The 17,958-nt window shown below is 35.0% G+C and carries 15 protein-coding genes; 10 read left to right on the forward strand and 5 right to left on the reverse strand.

The genetic code is table 11. The annotated features are described in order from the left end of the window. Positions 1–3: 3 nt before the first annotated feature. On the forward strand, positions 4–315 hold the full coding sequence (locus BUB25_RS11475) for a DUF3467 domain-containing protein (protein WP_072944437.1): 312 nt from the start codon (positions 4–6) through the stop codon (positions 313–315). 296 nt (positions 316–611) lie between these two features. Further along, positions 612–965, forward strand: a complete 354-nt coding sequence (locus tag BUB25_RS11480) for a hypothetical protein (protein WP_072944440.1) — start codon at positions 612–614, stop codon at positions 963–965. Positions 966–1,082: 117 nt separating this feature from the next. On the opposite strand, the gene BUB25_RS11485 is transcribed toward BUB25_RS11480, so the two are convergent. The 5 genes from BUB25_RS11485 to BUB25_RS11505 form a co-directional block, all read right to left on the reverse strand. Then, complete coding sequence (locus tag BUB25_RS11485) at positions 1,083–2,036, reverse strand: transketolase family protein (RefSeq protein WP_072944442.1); 954 nt, start codon at positions 2,034–2,036, stop codon at positions 1,083–1,085. Between the two features lie 82 nt (positions 2,037–2,118). Further along, positions 2,119–2,973, reverse strand: coding sequence for a transketolase (locus tag BUB25_RS11490; RefSeq protein ID WP_072944444.1), 855 nt, complete (start codon positions 2,971–2,973; stop codon positions 2,119–2,121). A 191-nt stretch (positions 2,974–3,164) separates the two neighbouring features. Then, positions 3,165–3,479, reverse strand: a complete 315-nt coding sequence (locus tag BUB25_RS11495; protein WP_072944445.1) for a rhodanese-like domain-containing protein — start codon at positions 3,477–3,479, stop codon at positions 3,165–3,167. Between the two features lie 2 nt (positions 3,480–3,481). Next, positions 3,482–3,769, reverse strand: a complete 288-nt coding sequence (locus BUB25_RS11500; protein ID WP_072944447.1) for a rhodanese-like domain-containing protein — start codon at positions 3,767–3,769, stop codon at positions 3,482–3,484. A 287-nt stretch (positions 3,770–4,056) separates the two neighbouring features. Beyond that, positions 4,057–4,470: a DoxX family protein gene (locus tag BUB25_RS11505; protein ID WP_072944449.1), complete on the reverse strand. Its 414-nt coding sequence runs from the start codon at positions 4,468–4,470 to the stop codon at positions 4,057–4,059. A gap of 335 nt (positions 4,471–4,805) precedes the next feature. On the opposite strand from BUB25_RS11505, the gene tgt reads away from it, so the two are divergent. The 8 genes from tgt (at position 4,806) to BUB25_RS11545 (ending at position 17,955) form a co-directional block, all read left to right on the forward strand. Next, the gene (gene tgt / locus BUB25_RS11510; protein ID WP_072944451.1) at positions 4,806–5,936 is read left to right on the forward strand and encodes a tRNA guanosine(34) transglycosylase Tgt; all 1,131 of its coding nucleotides are present in this window, start codon (positions 4,806–4,808) and stop codon (positions 5,934–5,936) included. A gap of 90 nt (positions 5,937–6,026) precedes the next feature. After that, positions 6,027–7,115 (forward strand): LptF/LptG family permease, encoded by a 1,089-nt coding sequence (locus BUB25_RS11515; protein ID WP_072944453.1) that lies wholly within the window; start codon positions 6,027–6,029, stop codon positions 7,113–7,115. Next, positions 7,102–7,983, forward strand: coding sequence for a DMT family transporter (locus BUB25_RS11520; RefSeq protein ID WP_072944455.1), 882 nt, complete (start codon positions 7,102–7,104; stop codon positions 7,981–7,983). Before BUB25_RS11515 ends, BUB25_RS11520 begins: the two co-directional genes overlap by 14 nt. 106 nt (positions 7,984–8,089) lie before the next feature. Beyond that, positions 8,090–10,018: an LTA synthase family protein gene (locus BUB25_RS11525; RefSeq protein ID WP_072944457.1), complete on the forward strand. Its 1,929-nt coding sequence runs from the start codon at positions 8,090–8,092 to the stop codon at positions 10,016–10,018. A 221-nt stretch (positions 10,019–10,239) separates the two neighbouring features. After that, complete coding sequence (locus tag BUB25_RS11530; protein ID WP_072944459.1) at positions 10,240–11,193, forward strand: acetyl-CoA carboxylase carboxyltransferase subunit alpha; 954 nt, start codon at positions 10,240–10,242, stop codon at positions 11,191–11,193. A 140-nt stretch (positions 11,194–11,333) separates the two neighbouring features. Continuing rightward, the gene (dnaB, locus tag BUB25_RS11535; protein WP_072944460.1) at positions 11,334–12,878 is read left to right on the forward strand and encodes a replicative DNA helicase; all 1,545 of its coding nucleotides are present in this window, start codon (positions 11,334–11,336) and stop codon (positions 12,876–12,878) included. A gap of 231 nt (positions 12,879–13,109) precedes the next feature. Continuing rightward, positions 13,110–14,324, forward strand: coding sequence for an asparagine synthetase B (locus tag BUB25_RS11540; protein WP_394336298.1), 1,215 nt, complete (start codon positions 13,110–13,112; stop codon positions 14,322–14,324). Positions 14,325–14,718: 394 nt separating this feature from the next. Continuing rightward, the gene (locus BUB25_RS11545; RefSeq protein WP_211297013.1) at positions 14,719–17,955 is read left to right on the forward strand and encodes a glycoside hydrolase family 2 TIM barrel-domain containing protein; all 3,237 of its coding nucleotides are present in this window, start codon (positions 14,719–14,721) and stop codon (positions 17,953–17,955) included. The last annotated feature ends 3 nt before the right edge of the window (positions 17,956–17,958 follow it).

The following is a 17,958-nucleotide window of genomic DNA, read 5'->3' on the forward strand; positions in this document are numbered from 1 at the left end:
GACATGAGTAATTCTAATCAACAACAAGAGCAAATAAATATTGAATTGGATGAAAAAACAGCTGAAGGAATTTATTCTAATTTAGCTATAATCAATCATTCTTCATCTGAGTTTGTTTTAGATTTTGTAAGTATCATGCCTGGTGTTCCTAAGGCCAAAGTGAAATCAAGAATTGTCTTGACCCCACAGCATGCCAAAAGACTATTGAAGGCTATTGGAGAGAATATTCATCGATTTGAAATAGCCCACGGCGAAATCAAAGACACTGAACAAGCTCCTATTCCGCTTAATTTTGGTCCTGCAGGACAAGCATAATTTTATAAAAAGGCTTCCCATTGTGGAAGCCTTTTTTTTGTCTTAGTGTTTTTTAAAGTTACTTTATCCCGATAGTCGTGTACTCTCGGGATTCTTTTTTTAAGTGCTGTTTGTTTAGCGGTTAATGTTTTAATAAACTAAATATAACGGTTTGTTTGTACTGTGTGTTGCTACATTTTTGTAGCTAAACGTTTATAACAGCAGTTTATCGAAAATATTTTTTTGTAGGTTATTGTTGATTTAGTTTTGGTCAAGAATAAGTGATAAAGGTTTATCATTTGAAAAAAAAGAATAGTATGAACAATTTTTTTACACATAACGACAACAAAAAATCTTTTACATTCTACTTCGTTGTTGCTATTGTTTTATTGTTTAATGTTACTGCTTTTGGTCAGTCTGTTGAGCAAAATGCAGTTGTATCTACCGCTAATGAAACTACTCACGAAATAAAACAAGAAACGTCTGTTAGAAATTCTAATTTAGAATTTGTTCTTTGGTTTATGACTTCAAAACAAAATCCAAATAGTACAATATCAACTGAAGGAGCAAATGCTAAAAAGCAAATTATGACTTCTGGTTTAACGCCTAACCGTTTGTTGATAAAAGCTTTTTTGAAAAAAGCAGTAAACTTTGAAAGTGCCCTAGCATAATAAAGCAATTATTTTCCTTTTGGATAAATAGAAATAGCAGAAAATACAAAGCATAAAAAAACCGTTGATTTTCATCAACGGTTTTTTTTATTTCAAGAAAGGATTATCCCTATGAACTTATTTTCTTTTGATCACTCTTTCTACAGCTTCAACAATCGCTTGATTGTTCAATTTGTATTTCTCCATAAGTTGTTCCGGAGTTCCAGATTCACCAAAGCTGTCATTTACCGCTACAAACTCCTGTGGAGCTGGGTGGTGTAATGCCAATACTCTAGAAACGCTTTCGCCAAGACCTCCAAGAATATTGTGCTCTTCAGCGGTAACAATGCATTTAGTTTTGGCCAATGATTTTAGAATAGCTTCTTCGTCCAATGGTTTAATAGTATGAATGTTAATTACCTCGGCAGAAATTCCTTTTGCTTCCAATGCTTCAGCAGCAATAAGAGCTTCCCAAACCAGATGACCTGTAGCAACAATAGTTACATCAGTACCTTCGTTTAAAAGGATTGCTTTTCCAATTACGAAAGGTTCGTCAGCAGGCATGAAATTTGGCACTACAGGACGTCCAAAACGCAAATAAGCAGGGCCATGATGATCGGCAAGAGCAAGAGTCGCAGCTTTGGTTTGATTGTAATCACATGTATTGATTACGGTCATTCCCGGCAACATTTTCATTAAACCGATATCTTCAAGTATTTGGTGTGTAGCTCCGTCTTCTCCTAGTGTTAAACCAGCGTGAGAAGCACAAATTTTTACATTTTTTTCAGAGTAAGCTACTGATTGACGAATTTGGTCATATACTCTTCCTGTAGAAAAGTTAGCAAAAGTTCCTGTGAAAGGAATTTTCCCACCAATAGTTAAACCAGCTGCAATTCCAATCATATTTGCTTCAGCAATTCCGATTTGAAAAAAACGCTCTGGATGATTTTTCTTGAAATCGTCAAATTTCAACGATCCAATTAAATCAGCACAAAGTGCCACTACGTTTTCATTTTTTTGACCTAACTCAGTCATTCCCGCACCAAAACCCGAACGAGTATCTTTACTTCCTGTGTTTGTATATTTTTTCATTATTCTTTTAAAATTGAAAGATTAAAAAATTGAAAGATTAAAAAAATCTGAAATCAGAAGTCATTAATCGCCAATTTTAATTCTAGTAGTCGCTTTGTCCGCCAGTATTGTAATTTTGTGTCAAAGCCGCTTCCAGTTGCGCGTCATTTGGCGCTTTACCATGCCAAGCATGAGTATGCATCATAAAATCTACACCGTTACCCATTTCAGTATGTAATAATACACAAACCGGCTTTCCTTTTCCTGTTCTGGATTTTGCGTCAGTCATTCCTGCGATAATCGCTTCGATGTTATTTCCTTCTTTGATTTCAAGAACTTCCCAATCAAAAGCTTCAAACTTAGCGCGGATGCTACCCATGTTCAATACTTCATCAGTAGAACCATCAATTTGTTTTCCGTTTAAATCTACTGTGGCAATAATATTGTCTACTTTTTTAGCAGAAGCATACATAATTGCTTCCCAGTTTTGACCTTCCTGTAATTCACCATCACCATGAAGAGAGTAAATTATATGATTGTCATTGTTTAGCTTTTTAGCTTGTGCAGCTCCAATAGCCACTGACAATCCTTGTCCAAGAGAACCCGATGCCATTCTAACTCCAGGTAAACCGTCATGAGTAGTAGGGTGTCCTTGCAATCTTGAATTAATCAGACGGAAAGTCGCTAATTCAGAAACTGGAAAATAACCGCTTCTTGCTAATACGCTGTAAAATACAGGTGAAATATGTCCGTTTGAAAGGAAAAAAAGATCTTCTCCAATTCCGTCCATATCAAATCCTTCTTTGCGTTCCATTAGGTTTTGGTACAGGGCTACCAAAAATTCAGTACAACCAAGAGAGCCTCCTGGGTGACCTGAGTTGACAGCGTGTACCATTCGAAGAATATCTCTTCTGACTTGGATAGTTAAATCGTTTAATTGTTGTGTGTTAGGCTTCATTTTGTGTGTAAAAGTTAAACTTGCGCAAAGGTAATTTTATTTTGACGTAAGACAAATGATTTTTTATAATAGTTACAGTAGCTTGTGTTGAAAAAAAAGCCCGAAATTGGGCCTTTTGGAATTTTATTTAAAAAATAAAGCATTCTTTCTGTTGTAACTTACGAGTTTTTTAGGATGCTGTCTTTCTGGATTTATTGTATTTTGTTTTGCAAACTACTCCAGCCGCCACCATTATAAACTTGCTCAAAACCATTTGATTTCAAAATGTTTTTTGCCGATGCGCTTCGCATTCCCGATGCGCAGCAAGTGATAATCGGGCTGTCTTTTTTTATTTTCGAAATGTGTTTTGAAAGTTCATTTAAAGGAGCGTTTATCGAGCCTTTTATGTGTCCTTGTTTGTACTCACCGGGAGAACGTACATCCAGTATAATAGCTCCATTTTTCACTAAATCAGCGTAGTTTACTTTTGGTCCTAGACCCAATAGTTTTTTGAGAGTGTTTATCATGATTATTTTGTTGCTTGTGATTTGTAATAGTTAACGTCTAGCCAAGAACCTCCATTGTAACATTCTATTCCTTGTTGTGAAAGGAAATGTTGGGCTTGGCCGCTTCTGTTTCCTGAAGCACAGCATAAAATTATAGGTGTTTTGATGTTTTTTATTTCGTCTATTCTTTCCGGTATTTCATTCAAAGGAATGTTGATTGAATCAACAACGTGGCCTCCCATGAACTCGGCATAAGAGCGTACATCGATTATTGTTCCTTGGTTTTCTGTGATTATTTTTTCTAAATCCATTTTTTTTTTTTTTTTTTTTAGATGATTTGGAATTAAAGCGATGTTTGTTGTTGAATCGCTCTAAATCTATTTTATGAGACAAAAGTAATATAGCAAATAGATGTTTACAGTAACTTTTGTTACACAAGGTAAATTTACTGTTTAATTTTTGAAGTATACTGGAGTGATTTTTGAAGTTTTTTTTTAAGTAATATTAAAGTCGAATTAGTAATAAATCATAAAAAAAGCCTGTCTAAAACAGGCTAAATATCAATTGTTGTTTAAATCTTCTGGTTTATATTTAGGTTCTATTTTTTCAAAACAGCATCAATAGAAAACGTACCGCTACCCAATAAAAATAAAGCACAATACGATAGTAAATACATTAAAGCGGGTTCCATTGTTCCCAGGCTATCATTGATATGGATAATAAACACGGCAACAGCCATTGTGATAATGAGCGGAATCAAAGCTAATCTGGTCCATAATCCAATTACAATTAATAAGGAGCATAATACTTCGGCAAAAACGGTTAAGATTAATGAAGCTGGAGCACCAATACCTATTGGGTCGCCAAATTCCATGTTGCCATTTATTAAGTTCATCAGTTTTGGGATGCCATGGCTCAACATCAATAAGCCAAGTGTCAATCGCAAAATAAGTGAAGTCCAAGCTGCAGCATTGGCAGACCAAGAAATTGGGGATACTAGTTTTTGAATCATTATTTAAGTTTTAGGTTTATAACTCTTTCAAATTTAATATAATTTTTAAAAGAATTTACTGCGCTTTAAAAAAAATGTAAATTAAGATTGTTGTAATTATCCTTTTCTTGGAAGAGGAAATTATATGTATTTTCTGTTGCGTCTATTTTAAAATTATTTTTCGCATGAAGGATTGTAGCGGCATGAAGATAGAGTGGAAAGCCTGATTGGAGAGTTGGAGGAAGGCGCACTTAATAGAAATCATAAAACATTTTTAATTTTTTAGCTTATCTAATTATCTAGTTTTCAAATTAACCTATCTTTGCCCGCCGAACAATCGGTAGAAAAACGTTACTATGAAGTTTGATTTATTACAAAAAGACCCTCAGTCCAAAGCTAGAGCGGGAAGTATTACTACAGATCACGGTGTAATTGAAACACCTATTTTTATGCCTGTTGGGACTGTAGCCTCAGTAAAAGGGGTGCACCAGAGAGAATTGAAAGAAGATATAAACCCGGATATTATCCTGGGAAATACCTATCATTTATATTTACGTCCACAAACTGAAATCTTAGAAAAAGCAGGTGGATTGCATAAATTCATGAACTGGGATCGTAATATTTTGACCGATTCTGGAGGATATCAAGTGTATTCTTTGTCTTCAAATCGAAAGATTAAAGAAGAAGGGGTAAAGTTTAAATCGCATATTGATGGTTCTTATCATTTTTTCACACCCGAAAATGTAATGGAAATTCAGCGGACTATTGGGGCTGATATTATCATGGCTTTTGATGAATGTACGCCTTATCCTTGTGATTATAACTATGCAAAACGTTCGATGAAAATGACCCACCGTTGGCTGGACCGATGTGTGAATCATTTGGAAAAAGTGCCTGTAAAATACGGTTACGATCAAGCTTTTTTTCCTATTGTTCAAGGAAGTTGTTACAAAGACTTGCGCCAGCAATCAGCGGAATATATCGCCAATTCGAACCAAGTAGGAAACGCCATTGGCGGACTTTCTGTTGGCGAGCCAGCCGAAGAAATGTATGCGATGACCGAAGTAGTTTGCGAAATTCTTCCCGAAGATAAACCACGTTATCTAATGGGGGTGGGAACGCCTATCAATATTTTGGAAAATATTGCTCTTGGTGTTGACATGTTTGACTGTGTGATGCCTACGCGTAACGCCAGAAACGGTATGTTGTTTACAGCTAACGGTACGATTAATATCAAGAATAAAAAATGGGAAGCCGATTTTTCTCCAATTGATGAAATGGGACATACTTTTGTAGATACTGAATATACTAAAGCATATTTGCGTCACCTATTTGCAGCCAATGAATATTTAGGAAAACAAATTGCGACAATCCATAATCTTGGTTTTTATATGTGGCTGGTTCGTGAGGCTCGAAAACATATTATTGCCGGTGATTTTAGATCTTGGAAAGAAATGATGGTGCGCAATATGAGTCAGAGATTATAAAAAAAATGTTTATTCGTTTATTTGTTTAATCGAATAAGAAATCATACGCTTTGCCTCTAAACAAATAAACGATTAACCGATTAAACTTTTATGTTAACAATAATAGACAAATACATCTTGAAGAGATACTTGGCCACTTTTTCGGCCATGTTGTTGATGTTTATACCTATTGGGATTATTATTGATGTTTCGGAGAAAATCAATTTCATGATTGAGAATAAGATTCCCTTTTTTGATATTGCGGTTTATTATTATAATTTCACAATTTATTTTGCCAATAACCTATTTCCGATATTCCTGTTTTTATCCATTATTTGGTTTACTTCCAAGTTGGCTAATAATACGGAGATTATTGCCATTTTAAGTTCAGGTATTTCGTTTACCCGATTTTTACGACCATTTATTATAGGAGCTTCAATAGTATCCCTTTTTGTTTTATTCTTAGGGTTTTCAATTGTTCCGGCTGCCAACGAAGGATTTAATAATTTTAGATACACCTATCTCAAGACAGGAGGTAAGGAATTGATGCGCGGCGACAATACCGATGTGTATCGACAAATAAGCAGCAACGAATTTTTATATGTGAATAGCTTCAATACAGAATCAAAAGTGGCATTTAATTTTGTTTTGGAAAAATTCGACAAAGAAAAGTTAGTATCAAAAATTACCGCCAGCAGAATAAAATGGAATCCAAAAGATAGTACATATACGATGTATGATTATTCAAAAAGAACCGTTGGGGAATTTGGTGATAAAATAGAGAAGGCATCGGAGAAAAATGCGAAGTTCAGTTTTGAATTGGAGGATTTGACACCGGTAGTTTATATAGCAGAAACCTTGAGTTTGAATAAACTGTACCGTTTTATTGATAAGGAAAAAAAACGAGGTTCTTCTAATATCAATGTTTACTTGGTGGTGTTGTATAAGAAATACAGTGTGCCAGTATCGGCATTTATTTTAACCGTTATTGCTGTTTCGGTTTCTTCAATGAAAAGAAGAGGAGGAATGGGAATGAATCTAACCATTGGAATTGCTGTGGCATTTGGTTTTGTTTTTTTTGATAAAATATTCGGCACTTTAGCTGAGAAGTCTACTTTTTCCCCTTTGATTGCCGTTTGGTTTCCAAATATTGTTTTTGGAATTCTGGCTATATTTTTACTACGCAATGCAAAACGATAAATTCAAAAGTTATTTAAATCTTCATTTAATTGTTTTTATTTGGGGTTTTACCGCCATTTTAGGCGCATTAATTACTATTTCTGCCGATGCTATCGTTTGGTATCGAATGCTTTTTGCAGCAGTTTTTTTATTCTTTTTTATAGCTTTTCAAAAGAAGACTTTTCGAATTCCTTTTAAATCTTTTCTGAAATTGATTTTTGTGGGACTGTTGATTGCGTTGCATTGGATCTTTTTCTTTCATGCTATTCACGTTTCTAATGTGTCAATAACGCTTTCTGTTTTCTCGTTGGGTGCTTTTTTTGCTTCGTTGTTAGAGCCTATTTTTTATGGTAGAAAAGTGCTTTGGTATGAGGTGTTCTTCGGTTTGATAATTATGGCGGGATTAGCGATGATTATGAAAGTAGAGGTGGGCTATATGAGCGGGATGATTTTTGCCTTGGTTTCTATAATTTTAGGTGTTTTGTTTACATTGATAAATGGGAAACTGATTGAAAAACATGATGCTACTGTTATTTCTTTTTATGAATTTCTGGCGGGCATGGTTTTTATTTCTGTTTATTTTTTATATCAAAATAAGTTCTCCGTAGAGTTCTTTGATTTGAACCTTAATAACTGGATGTTGATCCTGCTTCTTGCTTCAATTTGTACGGCCTATGCTTTTACAGCTTCGGTAAAAGTAATGGAGAAACTAAGTCCTTATACGGTGATGCTTACCACTAATTTAGAGCCTGTTTACGGTATTATTTTAGCGTATTTTATCATTGGCGGAAAAGAAAAAATGAGCTTTTCTTTTTATGTTGGAGCCGTGATAATTATTATAACGGTTATTTTGAATGGCATTATAAAGCACAGACAGAAAGATGTTTAAGTTGTTTTTTACATTTAATTTTGGTTTCCAATTAGAGTTTTTTTAACAGTAGGGAACAAATTAAATGTGATACCTTTGCAAAGTTTTACTAATTAATAAATACAGAATGCAAAAACACTTGCGCCTAAACGAGTACAAAGTCTTATTTTACAGGATAGCTTTAGCCTATTTATTTTATTTTATTGCCCGGGTTTTATTTTATTATTTCAATGCTGATTTGCTGAGAGTTGAGTCTGTTAGTGATTTTTTATCGCTTAGTTATTATGGATTGGCTTTTGATACTACAGCTATTTTATATATAAATCTGTTGTTTGTTGTTTTTTCGATTCTTCCTTTTTGGAAAAATACCAATACAGGATACCAAAAGTTTCTGTTTTATTTGTATTTCGGTACTAATTTACTGGCTTTTGCTACTAATTTTATAGATTTTATTTACTATAAATTTACTTTTGCCCGTACTACAACTGCCGCCTTGAATGTTTTGGAACATGAAACGAATAAAACGACCTTGTTTCTTAATTTTCTTGTAGAATACTGGTATGTTTTTGCGTTGTTTGTTTTGACTTCGGCACTTTGGGTATTTTTGTATAAAAAAATAAAAGTACAGGATTTTAAACCTACAGGATATGTGCCTTATTTTAGCTTTTCTACCGTTGGGTTTTTAATAATCGTTTTATTTGTTATTGGAGGAATTCGTGGTGGTGATTTCAAGAAATCCACGCGACCGATTAATCTGTTGGATGCCAGTCGTAATGTGAAAAATATTGTACATTCGGATATTGTTTTGAATACCCCTTTTGCTATAATTCGAACTTTGTTCTCTAATAGTTTTTTAAAGGTGGACTATCCTGAGGTCAATCCGCAAGTTATTGCTGATAAAATTCAGCCTGTAAAAAGCTATCATAACAATCCGAAAACCAAGCCGAACGTAGTGGTTTTTATTCTGGAGAGTTATGGACGCGAATATATTGGTGCTTTTAATAAAAAATCGAATATTCCGGATTATAAAAGTCATGCGCCTTTTTTGGATTCTTTGGCACAGCATAGTATGATTTTTACCAATGCTTATGCTAATGGAAGACAGTCCATTCACGGGATGTCATCTGTTTTGGCTGGAATTCCTTCGTTTAAGGATGCTTTTACTTCTTCGCCTTATCCAAAACAAAAAATAGAGTCGCTTGTTTCTACTTTAAAAGGAGAAGGATACAATACTTCCTTTTTTCATGGTGCGGCCAATGGTTCTATGGGATTTTTAGGTTTTAGTAAAATTCTGGGAATAGATGATTATTATGGAAGGACAGAGTTTAATGATGATTCTCAGTTTGATGGTTTTTGGGGGATTTGGGATGAGCCTTTTCTGCAGTATATGAAAAAAACTTTGGATACAAAGAAAACACCGTTTTTCGCTTCTGTTTTTACTGTTTCCTCACACGAGCCTTATGTTATTCCAGAGAAGTATAAAAAGCGTTTTCACGAGGGAGGCGTTCCTATTCATAAAGCTGTCGAGTATACAGATTATGCAGTGAAACGTTTCTTCGAAGAGGCCAAAAAAGAACCTTGGTTTGAGAACACCATATTTGTGATGGTGGCAGATCATTGTAATCAAATTTACTATGATGAGTATCAAAAACCGATAAATCGTTTTGCGGTGCCCATATTAATTTATAAACCAAATAGTAGTTATGTGGGAGTCGATGAAGATTTAGCACAGCAAATCGATATTTATCCTACTATTTTAGATATGATAGGTTATGATAAGCCTTTTAGAAGCTGGGGTAGAAGTTTGTTGGATAAAAAAAGCTCAATTCCATTTGTAATAAACTCTACCGGAAATATTTATCAATTCGCAAAGGGAAATTACATTTGTACATTTGACGGAAAGAAAGCCCTTGGTTTTTATGATAAAGAGGATAAAGCATTGAAGCATAATTTAATAAAGAAAAGAAATGCTGAAATGGATGAAATTGAGTTAAACTGCAAGGCTTTTATTCAAGATTATATGGAAAGAGTGGTCGATAAAAAACTGGATAAGTAGTAATTGGCTTATGTTCTTTGTGTTAAAGAATCAATAAATTAATTTCTGGCTATTATTTTTTAAAATTAAATCAAAAGCTGTCCTCAAGTATTGCTTTGACTTTGAAGTAAATTGCAAATTCAGACCGATAGTTTTAGGACATAAATTAAAAATATAGCTTTATGAACGATATAATATTTTATATTTGCAGTCCAAAATAAAAACAAAAACGCACAAATCCTATGGAATATTTAGATTTTGAGCTTCCGATAAAAGAACTAGAAGATCAGTTAGATAAATGCCTTGTTATTGGTCAGGAGTCAGATGTTGACGTTACAGATACTTGTAAACAAATCAACAAAAAACTAATAGATACTAAGAAGAAGATTTACAAAAATTTGACGGCATGGCAAAGGGTACAATTGTCCAGACATCCAAGTCGTCCGTACACAATGGACCATATCAATGCGCTTTGCGGAGATAGTTTTCTTGAACTTTTTGGAGATAGAAACTTCAAAGACGATAAAGCCATGGTTGGTGGATTGGGTAAAATTGGAGGACAATCGTTTATGATTGTTGGTCAACAAAAAGGCTATAATACAAAGACAAGACAATACAGAAACTTTGGGATGGCAAATCCTGAAGGATACCGTAAAGCATTGCGATTGATGAAAATGGCTGAAAAATTTGGAATTCCGGTTATAACGCTCATCGATACTCCGGGTGCTTATCCTGGACTTGAAGCTGAAGAACGTGGACAAGGGGAAGCCATTGCCAGAAATATCTTTGAGATGGTTCGTCTTAAGGTGCCTATTATTACAATTATTGTAGGTGAAGGTGCTTCTGGTGGTGCTTTGGGAATTGGTGTTGGAGACCGAGTTTATATGTTAGAAAATACTTGGTATTCTGTTATTTCTCCTGAATCTTGCTCTTCTATTTTATGGAAAAGTTGGGAATATAAAGAAATAGCTGCTGAAGCTTTGAAATTGACTTCTTCAGACATGAAAAAGCAAAAACTGATTGATGATATTATACCTGAACCATTAGGTGGAGCGCATTACGACAGAGAGGCTACTTTTAAGACAGTGGAGCATTATATTATGAAAGGTTATAATGAATTGAAAGACTTATCAACAGCAGATCTAATCGCTCAGAGAATGGATAAATACTGTAAAATGGGCGAATACAAGGAGTAAAATCTTACATTTTTGTAAAAAATCCGAAGCCTTGTTGTTTCGGATTTTTTTTTGGTTGTAAACAAAATTTGAGTACTTATAAACAATTCTTTGTGATAACTCAATAGCATTTTTTTTTAATTTTATGGTACATTCGCTATATGGAAAACTTCAAAAATATTAGTCCTGTTAAGGTAGATAAAACAACAATTATAAGCCTGGAAAAGGGGAAGTTACCACCACAGGCTATCGAGCTGGAAGAGGCAGTGCTTGGTGCTATGATGATTGATAAAAAAGGAGTTGACGATGTAATTGACATCTTGCAACCGGACGCTTTTTATAAAGAGGCACACAAACATATTTTTGAAGCAATAGTTCAATTATTTACAGATACACAGCCAATTGATTTATTGACCGTTTCGGCTCAATTAAGAAAAAACGCAAAACTAGATTTAGCGGGAGGTGATTTCTATTTGATTCAATTGACGCAAAAAATTTCTTCATCGGCCCATATTGAGTTTCACTCTAGAATTATTCTGCAGAAATTTATTCAGCGAAGTTTAATTCGAATCTCATCGGAGATTATCGAAGATTCCTATGATGATACTGCAGATGTTTTTGATTTATTGGATAAAGCCGAATCAAAACTGTACGAAGTTACTCAGGGTAATATTAAGCGTAGTTCTGAAACGGCTCAGAGTTTAGTATTACAGGCTAAAAAAAGAATTGAAGAAATAGCAGGGCAAGAAGGATTAAGTGGAGTAGCGACCGGTTTTGAGAAATTAGATAAATTAACTTCTGGATGGCAACCAAGTGATTTAATTATTATTGCGGCTAGACCTGCGATGGGAAAAACGGCCTTTGTATTATCGATGGCTCGAAATATGGCTATTGATTTTGGAATGCCTGTAGCATTGTTTTCGCTGGAAATGGCATCCGTGCAGTTAATCACCCGTTTGATTTCTTCCGAAACGGGATTGTCTTCCGAAAAATTACGTACTGGAAAACTCGAAAAACACGAATGGGAGCAATTAAGTACAAAAGTGAAAAACTTAGAAAAAGCACCACTTTTTATTGATGATACTCCTTCGTTATCGATTTTTGATTTAAGGGCCAAAGCAAGGCGTTTAGTTTCGCAACACGGAATACGAATTATAATTGTAGATTATTTGCAGTTGATGACTGCCGGAGGAAGCGGAAAAGGCGGAGGAAACAGGGAACAGGAAATTTCGACAATTTCTCGTAACTTAAAGGCATTGGCTAAGGAATTGAATGTTCCGGTTATTGCGCTTTCTCAATTATCGCGTGCGGTAGAGACGCGTGGATCCAGTAAAAGACCTTTGCTTTCTGACCTTCGTGAATCGGGAGCGATTGAGCAAGATGCTGATATTGTTTCGTTTTTATATCGTCCGGAATATTATAAAATTGACGAGTGGGATGATGATGAAGCTTCTCCAACTGCCGGACAGGCTGAAATAATGATTGCCAAACACCGTAATGGTGGTATTGAAAACGTACGTTTGAAATTTATTGGACATCTTGGTAAATTTGATAATTTAGAAGATTACAGTGGGAATTATGATGATTTGCCATCGTCTATGAATCAAGATGAAAATCCTTTTGCTACTAAAAATTTGCCATCAGCACATGAGGCTTTTGGAAGTAATTTAAATGATGATGATGACGATAGTGATATGCCGTTCTAAAAAAAAAGAAAAATCCATTAGAAATAATGGATTTTTTTTTGCCTGAATTCTGAATATGATGAATGAATTTCATTCGTTTAGTGTTATTATTGAGTTTTACGGTAAGTATGAATGCGTTAAAAAGCAAGGTTTTGAGGCGTTTAAATCGTATGCTTTTATATCTTTGATAGAAAATAGTTTAAAATGATGTTCAAAAGAGTATTATGTTTTCTTTTCTTGCTGATTTCAATAATGGCTAAAGCTTCCTTTATTCTGTTACCAATGGATGAAAAGACGCAAAAAAATCATCTTAAAGCTTATGGAATCACCTTTTGGTGTTTAGAAAAAAACTATAAAGCCAGCTGGTTGCTCAATTACCGTGGCGGATCGTTTTTACTTCCTGATGTATTAGAAATACGCAAAGAATGTCAGATTCGTGGCGTTAGTTTTGAAATCCTATCTGATGCTGAGCAAACCAATATATTGAACGAGATAGGCAGTCCTTCGCAAAATATGGAAGCGGTTATCCTGGAAAAAGCTCCTAGAATTGCCGTTTATACCCCTAAAGGAAAACAGCCTTGGGATGATGCTGTTACACTGGTTTTAACCTATGCTGAAATCCCTTTTACGGCTATATATGATGAAGAGGTTTTAAGTGATCAATTGCTGCTTTATGACTGGTTGCATTTGCATCATGAAGATTTTACGGGGCAGTACGGGAAGTTTTTTGGTACTTACAAAAATGCGCCTTGGTATATTGAGCAAAAAAATGAGGCAGAGCTTTTAGCGTCCAAATTGGGCTATACAAAAGTCTCGCAAGAGAAAAGTGCTGTTGCTAAAAAAATCAGGGATTTTGTCATTGGTGGCGGATTCATGTTTGCCATGTGTTCTGCTACTGATAGTTTTGATATTGCTTTGGTTGCTGATGGGGTTGACATTTGTGAATCCATGTTTGATGGAGATCAGAGCGATGCCAATTATCAGTCCAAAATGAATTTTGCTAATTCCTTTGCCTTTAAAGATTTTACCTTGGAAAGAAAGCCAGAAAGATATGAATTTTCAGATATTGATATGACAGATAAAAGAAGAATTCAGGTGGATAAAGATTATTTTAGTCTAATGGATTTTTCGGCAAAATGGGATCCTATTCCTAGTATGCTGTGTCAAAATCATACCCAACTGGTGAAAGGATTTATGGGGCAAACGACTTCTTTTGATTCCAGTCTTATTAAATCTAATGTATTGATTATGGGTACTTGCGAACTGAACGGAGAAGCGCGATATATTCATGGTGAGAAAGGAAAGGGAATGTTTACTTTTTATGGCGGTCATGATCCCGAGGATTATCAGCATCAGGTAGGTGATGCGCCCACAGTTTTGGATCTGCATCCCAATTCGCCAGGATATCGTCTGATTCTGAATAATGTGCTGTTTCCTGCAGCCAGGAAGAAGAAACAAAAAACATAAATATTGATTTAACCTTTAAAAGCCAATCATTTGTGATTGGCTTTTTTGTTTTTAGTGATAAATCACGGTTTTTTGGTAATTAAAATAGGATATTCTCTGGCAGTGGGAGTTTTTTTTGGAAATAAAAAAAAACTGGTAGGGACTGGTATATTTTATAGCTAAAGTATCCTATTTTTGGATTTGGTTTTTTTTTAAATGGAAATAAAATATCGTTAAATAAATGATATTGTAAATCTATTCAGTAAATAAATGCAAATAATAAGTTTTTTGTGTTAATTAAAAAGCAGCAGTTGTTATTTGTTGATGATTGATTTTGTAGTCATATTGAAATAAAACCGAATAGTGAGAGACAGCTAAGTCTACTAATTTAAAACTAAAAATGATATTAAAAGTTATGAAAAAAGCAAAGCCAAGCAAGATTGCCTATCGACAGATTCTTAGTAATAGTATTAAAATTAAAAGATTGGAAAAAATCACGATGCTAGTCGCTATGTTTTTTTTATCAGCTGCCAGTTTTGCTCAACTACCCGCCGAACTGCTCAATCCTGAGATTGTTTCTATAAATAGAATGCCCATGCGAAACAGTGCTTTTAGTTTCGAAAGCATGGAGAAAGCCAAGCTGTACGACAGAGAGAAATCGGCTAACTATTTCTCATTAAACGGAAGTTGGAAATTCAATTGGGTGCAAGATCCGAACCAGCGTCCAGAGAATTTTTTCGAAACTACTTATGATGATTCTAAGTGGACGGATTTTAAGATTCCTGCCAGTTGGGAAGTTAACGGTTATGGTTTGCCCATTTATGTAAACCAGCCCTATGATTTTGCCGGCCATAATTTACGCTATTCCAAAATGAATCCACCATTTGATATTCCTTTCAATAACAATCCGGTAGGTTCATATCGTAAAAAAATCACTTTGCCTGACAATTGGAAGGGAAAACAGATTTTTATTCACGTAGGTAACGCTAAATCCTGTCTTTTTGTTTGGGTAAACGGAAAAAAAGTAGGTTATAGTGAAGACAGTAAATTAGCGGCTGAATTTGATATTACAAAATTTTTGAAGCCAGGAGAAAACTTAATTGCTTTTCAAGTGTACCGTTGGAGTGATGCCAGTTATTTAGAATGTCAGGATATGTTTCGTTTTTCAGGAATCGAAAGAGACGTTTTTTTGTATGCGACAGAAAAATTGAACATTCGTGATACTAAGATTATCAGTACTCTTGACGATACTTATACAAATGGATTGCTTAGCATTGATGCCGAAATTAACAGCTATAAAACGGAAAAAGGACTATACAGCAAGAAAGACAGCTTAACGGTTGAGGTGCGTTTAGAGGATGCCAAAGGAAATGTGGTTTACCAAGATAAAACCAAAGATTTTAAAACCATATTAGGGAAATATAAGACGAACGTAGAATTTCAAACTACTATAAAAAACGTGCAAAAATGGACGGCAGAAACGCCTTATTTGTACCGTTTATACCTTACTTTAAAAAATGCAAAAGGTGCTGTGATAGAAGTAGTACCACTTCGTATTGGTTTCAAAAAAATAGAAATCAAAGGTGCCGATTTTCTGGTAAACGGAAAAAGAGTTTTCATAAAAGGAGTTAACAGGCATGAACATCATCCTACAAACGGTCATACCTTGAGTAAGGAAGACATGAGAAAAGATATGGAGATGATGAAGAAACTGAACGTTAATGCGGTTCGTCAGTCGCATTATCCGTCAGATCCGTATTGGATGGAACTTTGTGATGAATACGGTTTGTATGTGGTGAATGAAGCCAACATTGAATCGCACGGTTTGGGTTACGATTTGGATGTGACTTTGGCTAACAATCCACTTTGGAAAGAATCGCATTTGCAACGTATTCAGCGTATGTATGAAAGAGATAAAAATCATGTTTCGGTAGTAACTTGGTCTTTAGGAAACGAAGCCGGTGACGGAACTAATTTTTATGCCGCTTACGATTGGTTGAAACAGCATACGACTTTGCCTATTCAGTATGAAAGAGATATTAATTATGAAAGGCCAAATGATACGCATTATTCAGAGATTTTTTGCCCGCAATATATGTCTCCTGACGCTTTGTTGAGGTATTCAAAAAGTGATGCCAAAATTCCAAATATTCAAAGTGAATACGCCCACATTATGGGAAATAGTTTGGGTAATTTTCAAGATTATTGGGATGTGGTAGAAAATAATCCAAAACTTCAGGGAGGATTTATATGGGAATGGATTGACCAATCTATCGATACTCTTAAAAACGGCAAACGTATCAAGGCGTATGGCGGAGATTTCCCGCTAGAAGGACCAGTTGATGAAAATTTAAGCGATAATAATTTCTGTGTAAAAGGAGTGGTTACGGCTTATAGAGAAATTACGCCAATGGCTTTGGAAGTGAAAAAAGCACACCAAAACATTAAAACAAAATTCATTGGCAACAATACGATTGCCATTAAAAACGGTTTTTTCTTTAAAAATCTGGATAATGTAATGATGCGTTGGCAATTGATGGAAAATGGAATTGCCAAAGAAAACGGCATCATTAACACTATTTCATTAGAGCCACAAACTGAAAAAGAATTCAGATTAGCAATCAAAATAGCGCAGAAAGCCGATAAAGAATACCAGTTGAATGTGTATTATTCGCTAAAAACTGAAGAGCCTTTCTTGCCAAAAGGGTACGAGATTGCCGATGATCAGTTTGTACTAAAATCACTTCCGGCAGCTGCATTTACGCCAAAAACAAAAAAAGCTTTGGTCTTGAAAGAAACTAAAGAGCAGTGTACTATTTCTGGAGACAAATTTGAGGTTGTTTTTGATTTGAAAAAAGGTATCATGACGAGCTATAGTGTCAAAGGGGAGCAATTTATCGAGCAAGGACCAAAACCTTCATTCTGGAGAGCACCAACAGACAACGATATTGGAGCCGGATTCAATACCAGCCTAAGAAAATGGAGAAATGCCTATGATAATGCTACTGAAATGCAGACCGCTGTTTCAAAAAACACAGATGGTTCGGTTCAAGTAAAATTTACAACGAAATTGATTGACGGAGAGGCTTCTCACCAACAACTATTTACAGTTTACGGTGATGGAAGTATCAAAGTAGATAATGAATTTACGGCTATTAAAGGTAAAAATTCGTTGTTGTTGAGAGCCGGAAATGACTTGGTTATCAATAAAAAATTTAACACTATCAATTGGTATGGTCGCGGTCCTGGTGAAAATTATTGGGATAGAAAAACCAATACTTTCATTGGCCAATTCAAACAATCAGTAGATGAGCAGTATTTTCCCTATGCCAGACCACAGGAAAGCGGGAACAAAACCGAAGTGCGCTGGGTGACTTTTGCCAATGCAAAAGGTAAAAAAATCAGTTTTGCTTTTGTTGATCATTTATTGAGTTTTTCAGCCTTGCCTTATCATCTTGACGATTTAGATCCTGAAGCGCAAAAGAAACAATACCATAGTGGCGAATTGAATAAGAGAAATGAAATCTACCTGCACATGGACTTGCAACAAACCGGTATGCAAGGGATTGACAGCTGGGGCTCTATGCCAATGGAGAAATACAGAATTCCTTTTAAAAATTACAATTACAGTTATTGGATGAAAGTTGAATAATTA

The sequence above is a fragment of the Flavobacterium granuli genome (genome assembly GCF_900129705.1).
Lineage (GTDB): Bacteria > Bacteroidota > Bacteroidia > Flavobacteriales > Flavobacteriaceae > Flavobacterium > Flavobacterium granuli.

What these genes read in the sequence shown, in the direction of transcription:
- BUB25_RS11475 (WP_072944437.1), top strand. Translation starts at nt 4, where the DNA reads ATGAGTAATTCTAATCAACAACAAGAGCAAATAAATATTGAATTGGAT.
- BUB25_RS11480 (WP_072944440.1), top strand. Translation starts at nt 612, where the DNA reads ATGAACAATTTTTTTACACATAACGACAACAAAAAATCTTTTACATTC.
- BUB25_RS11485 (WP_072944442.1), bottom strand. Translation starts at nt 2,036, where the DNA reads ATGAAAAAATATACAAACACAGGAAGTAAAGATACTCGTTCGGGTTTT.
- BUB25_RS11490 (WP_072944444.1), bottom strand. Translation starts at nt 2,973, where the DNA reads ATGAAGCCTAACACACAACAATTAAACGATTTAACTATCCAAGTCAGA.
- BUB25_RS11495 (WP_072944445.1), bottom strand. Translation starts at nt 3,479, where the DNA reads ATGATAAACACTCTCAAAAAACTATTGGGTCTAGGACCAAAAGTAAAC.
- BUB25_RS11500 (WP_072944447.1), bottom strand. Translation starts at nt 3,769, where the DNA reads ATGGATTTAGAAAAAATAATCACAGAAAACCAAGGAACAATAATCGAT.
- BUB25_RS11505 (WP_072944449.1), bottom strand. Translation starts at nt 4,470, where the DNA reads ATGATTCAAAAACTAGTATCCCCAATTTCTTGGTCTGCCAATGCTGCA.
- tgt (WP_072944451.1), top strand. Translation starts at nt 4,806, where the DNA reads ATGAAGTTTGATTTATTACAAAAAGACCCTCAGTCCAAAGCTAGAGCG.
- BUB25_RS11515 (WP_072944453.1), top strand. Translation starts at nt 6,027, where the DNA reads ATGTTAACAATAATAGACAAATACATCTTGAAGAGATACTTGGCCACT.
- BUB25_RS11520 (WP_072944455.1), top strand. Translation starts at nt 7,102, where the DNA reads ATGCAAAACGATAAATTCAAAAGTTATTTAAATCTTCATTTAATTGTT.
- BUB25_RS11525 (WP_072944457.1), top strand. Translation starts at nt 8,090, where the DNA reads ATGCAAAAACACTTGCGCCTAAACGAGTACAAAGTCTTATTTTACAGG.
- BUB25_RS11530 (WP_072944459.1), top strand. Translation starts at nt 10,240, where the DNA reads ATGGAATATTTAGATTTTGAGCTTCCGATAAAAGAACTAGAAGATCAG.
- dnaB (WP_072944460.1), top strand. Translation starts at nt 11,334, where the DNA reads ATGGAAAACTTCAAAAATATTAGTCCTGTTAAGGTAGATAAAACAACA.
- BUB25_RS11540 (WP_394336298.1), top strand. Translation starts at nt 13,110, where the DNA reads ATGGCTAAAGCTTCCTTTATTCTGTTACCAATGGATGAAAAGACGCAA.
- BUB25_RS11545 (WP_211297013.1), top strand. Translation starts at nt 14,719, where the DNA reads ATGAAAAAAGCAAAGCCAAGCAAGATTGCCTATCGACAGATTCTTAGT.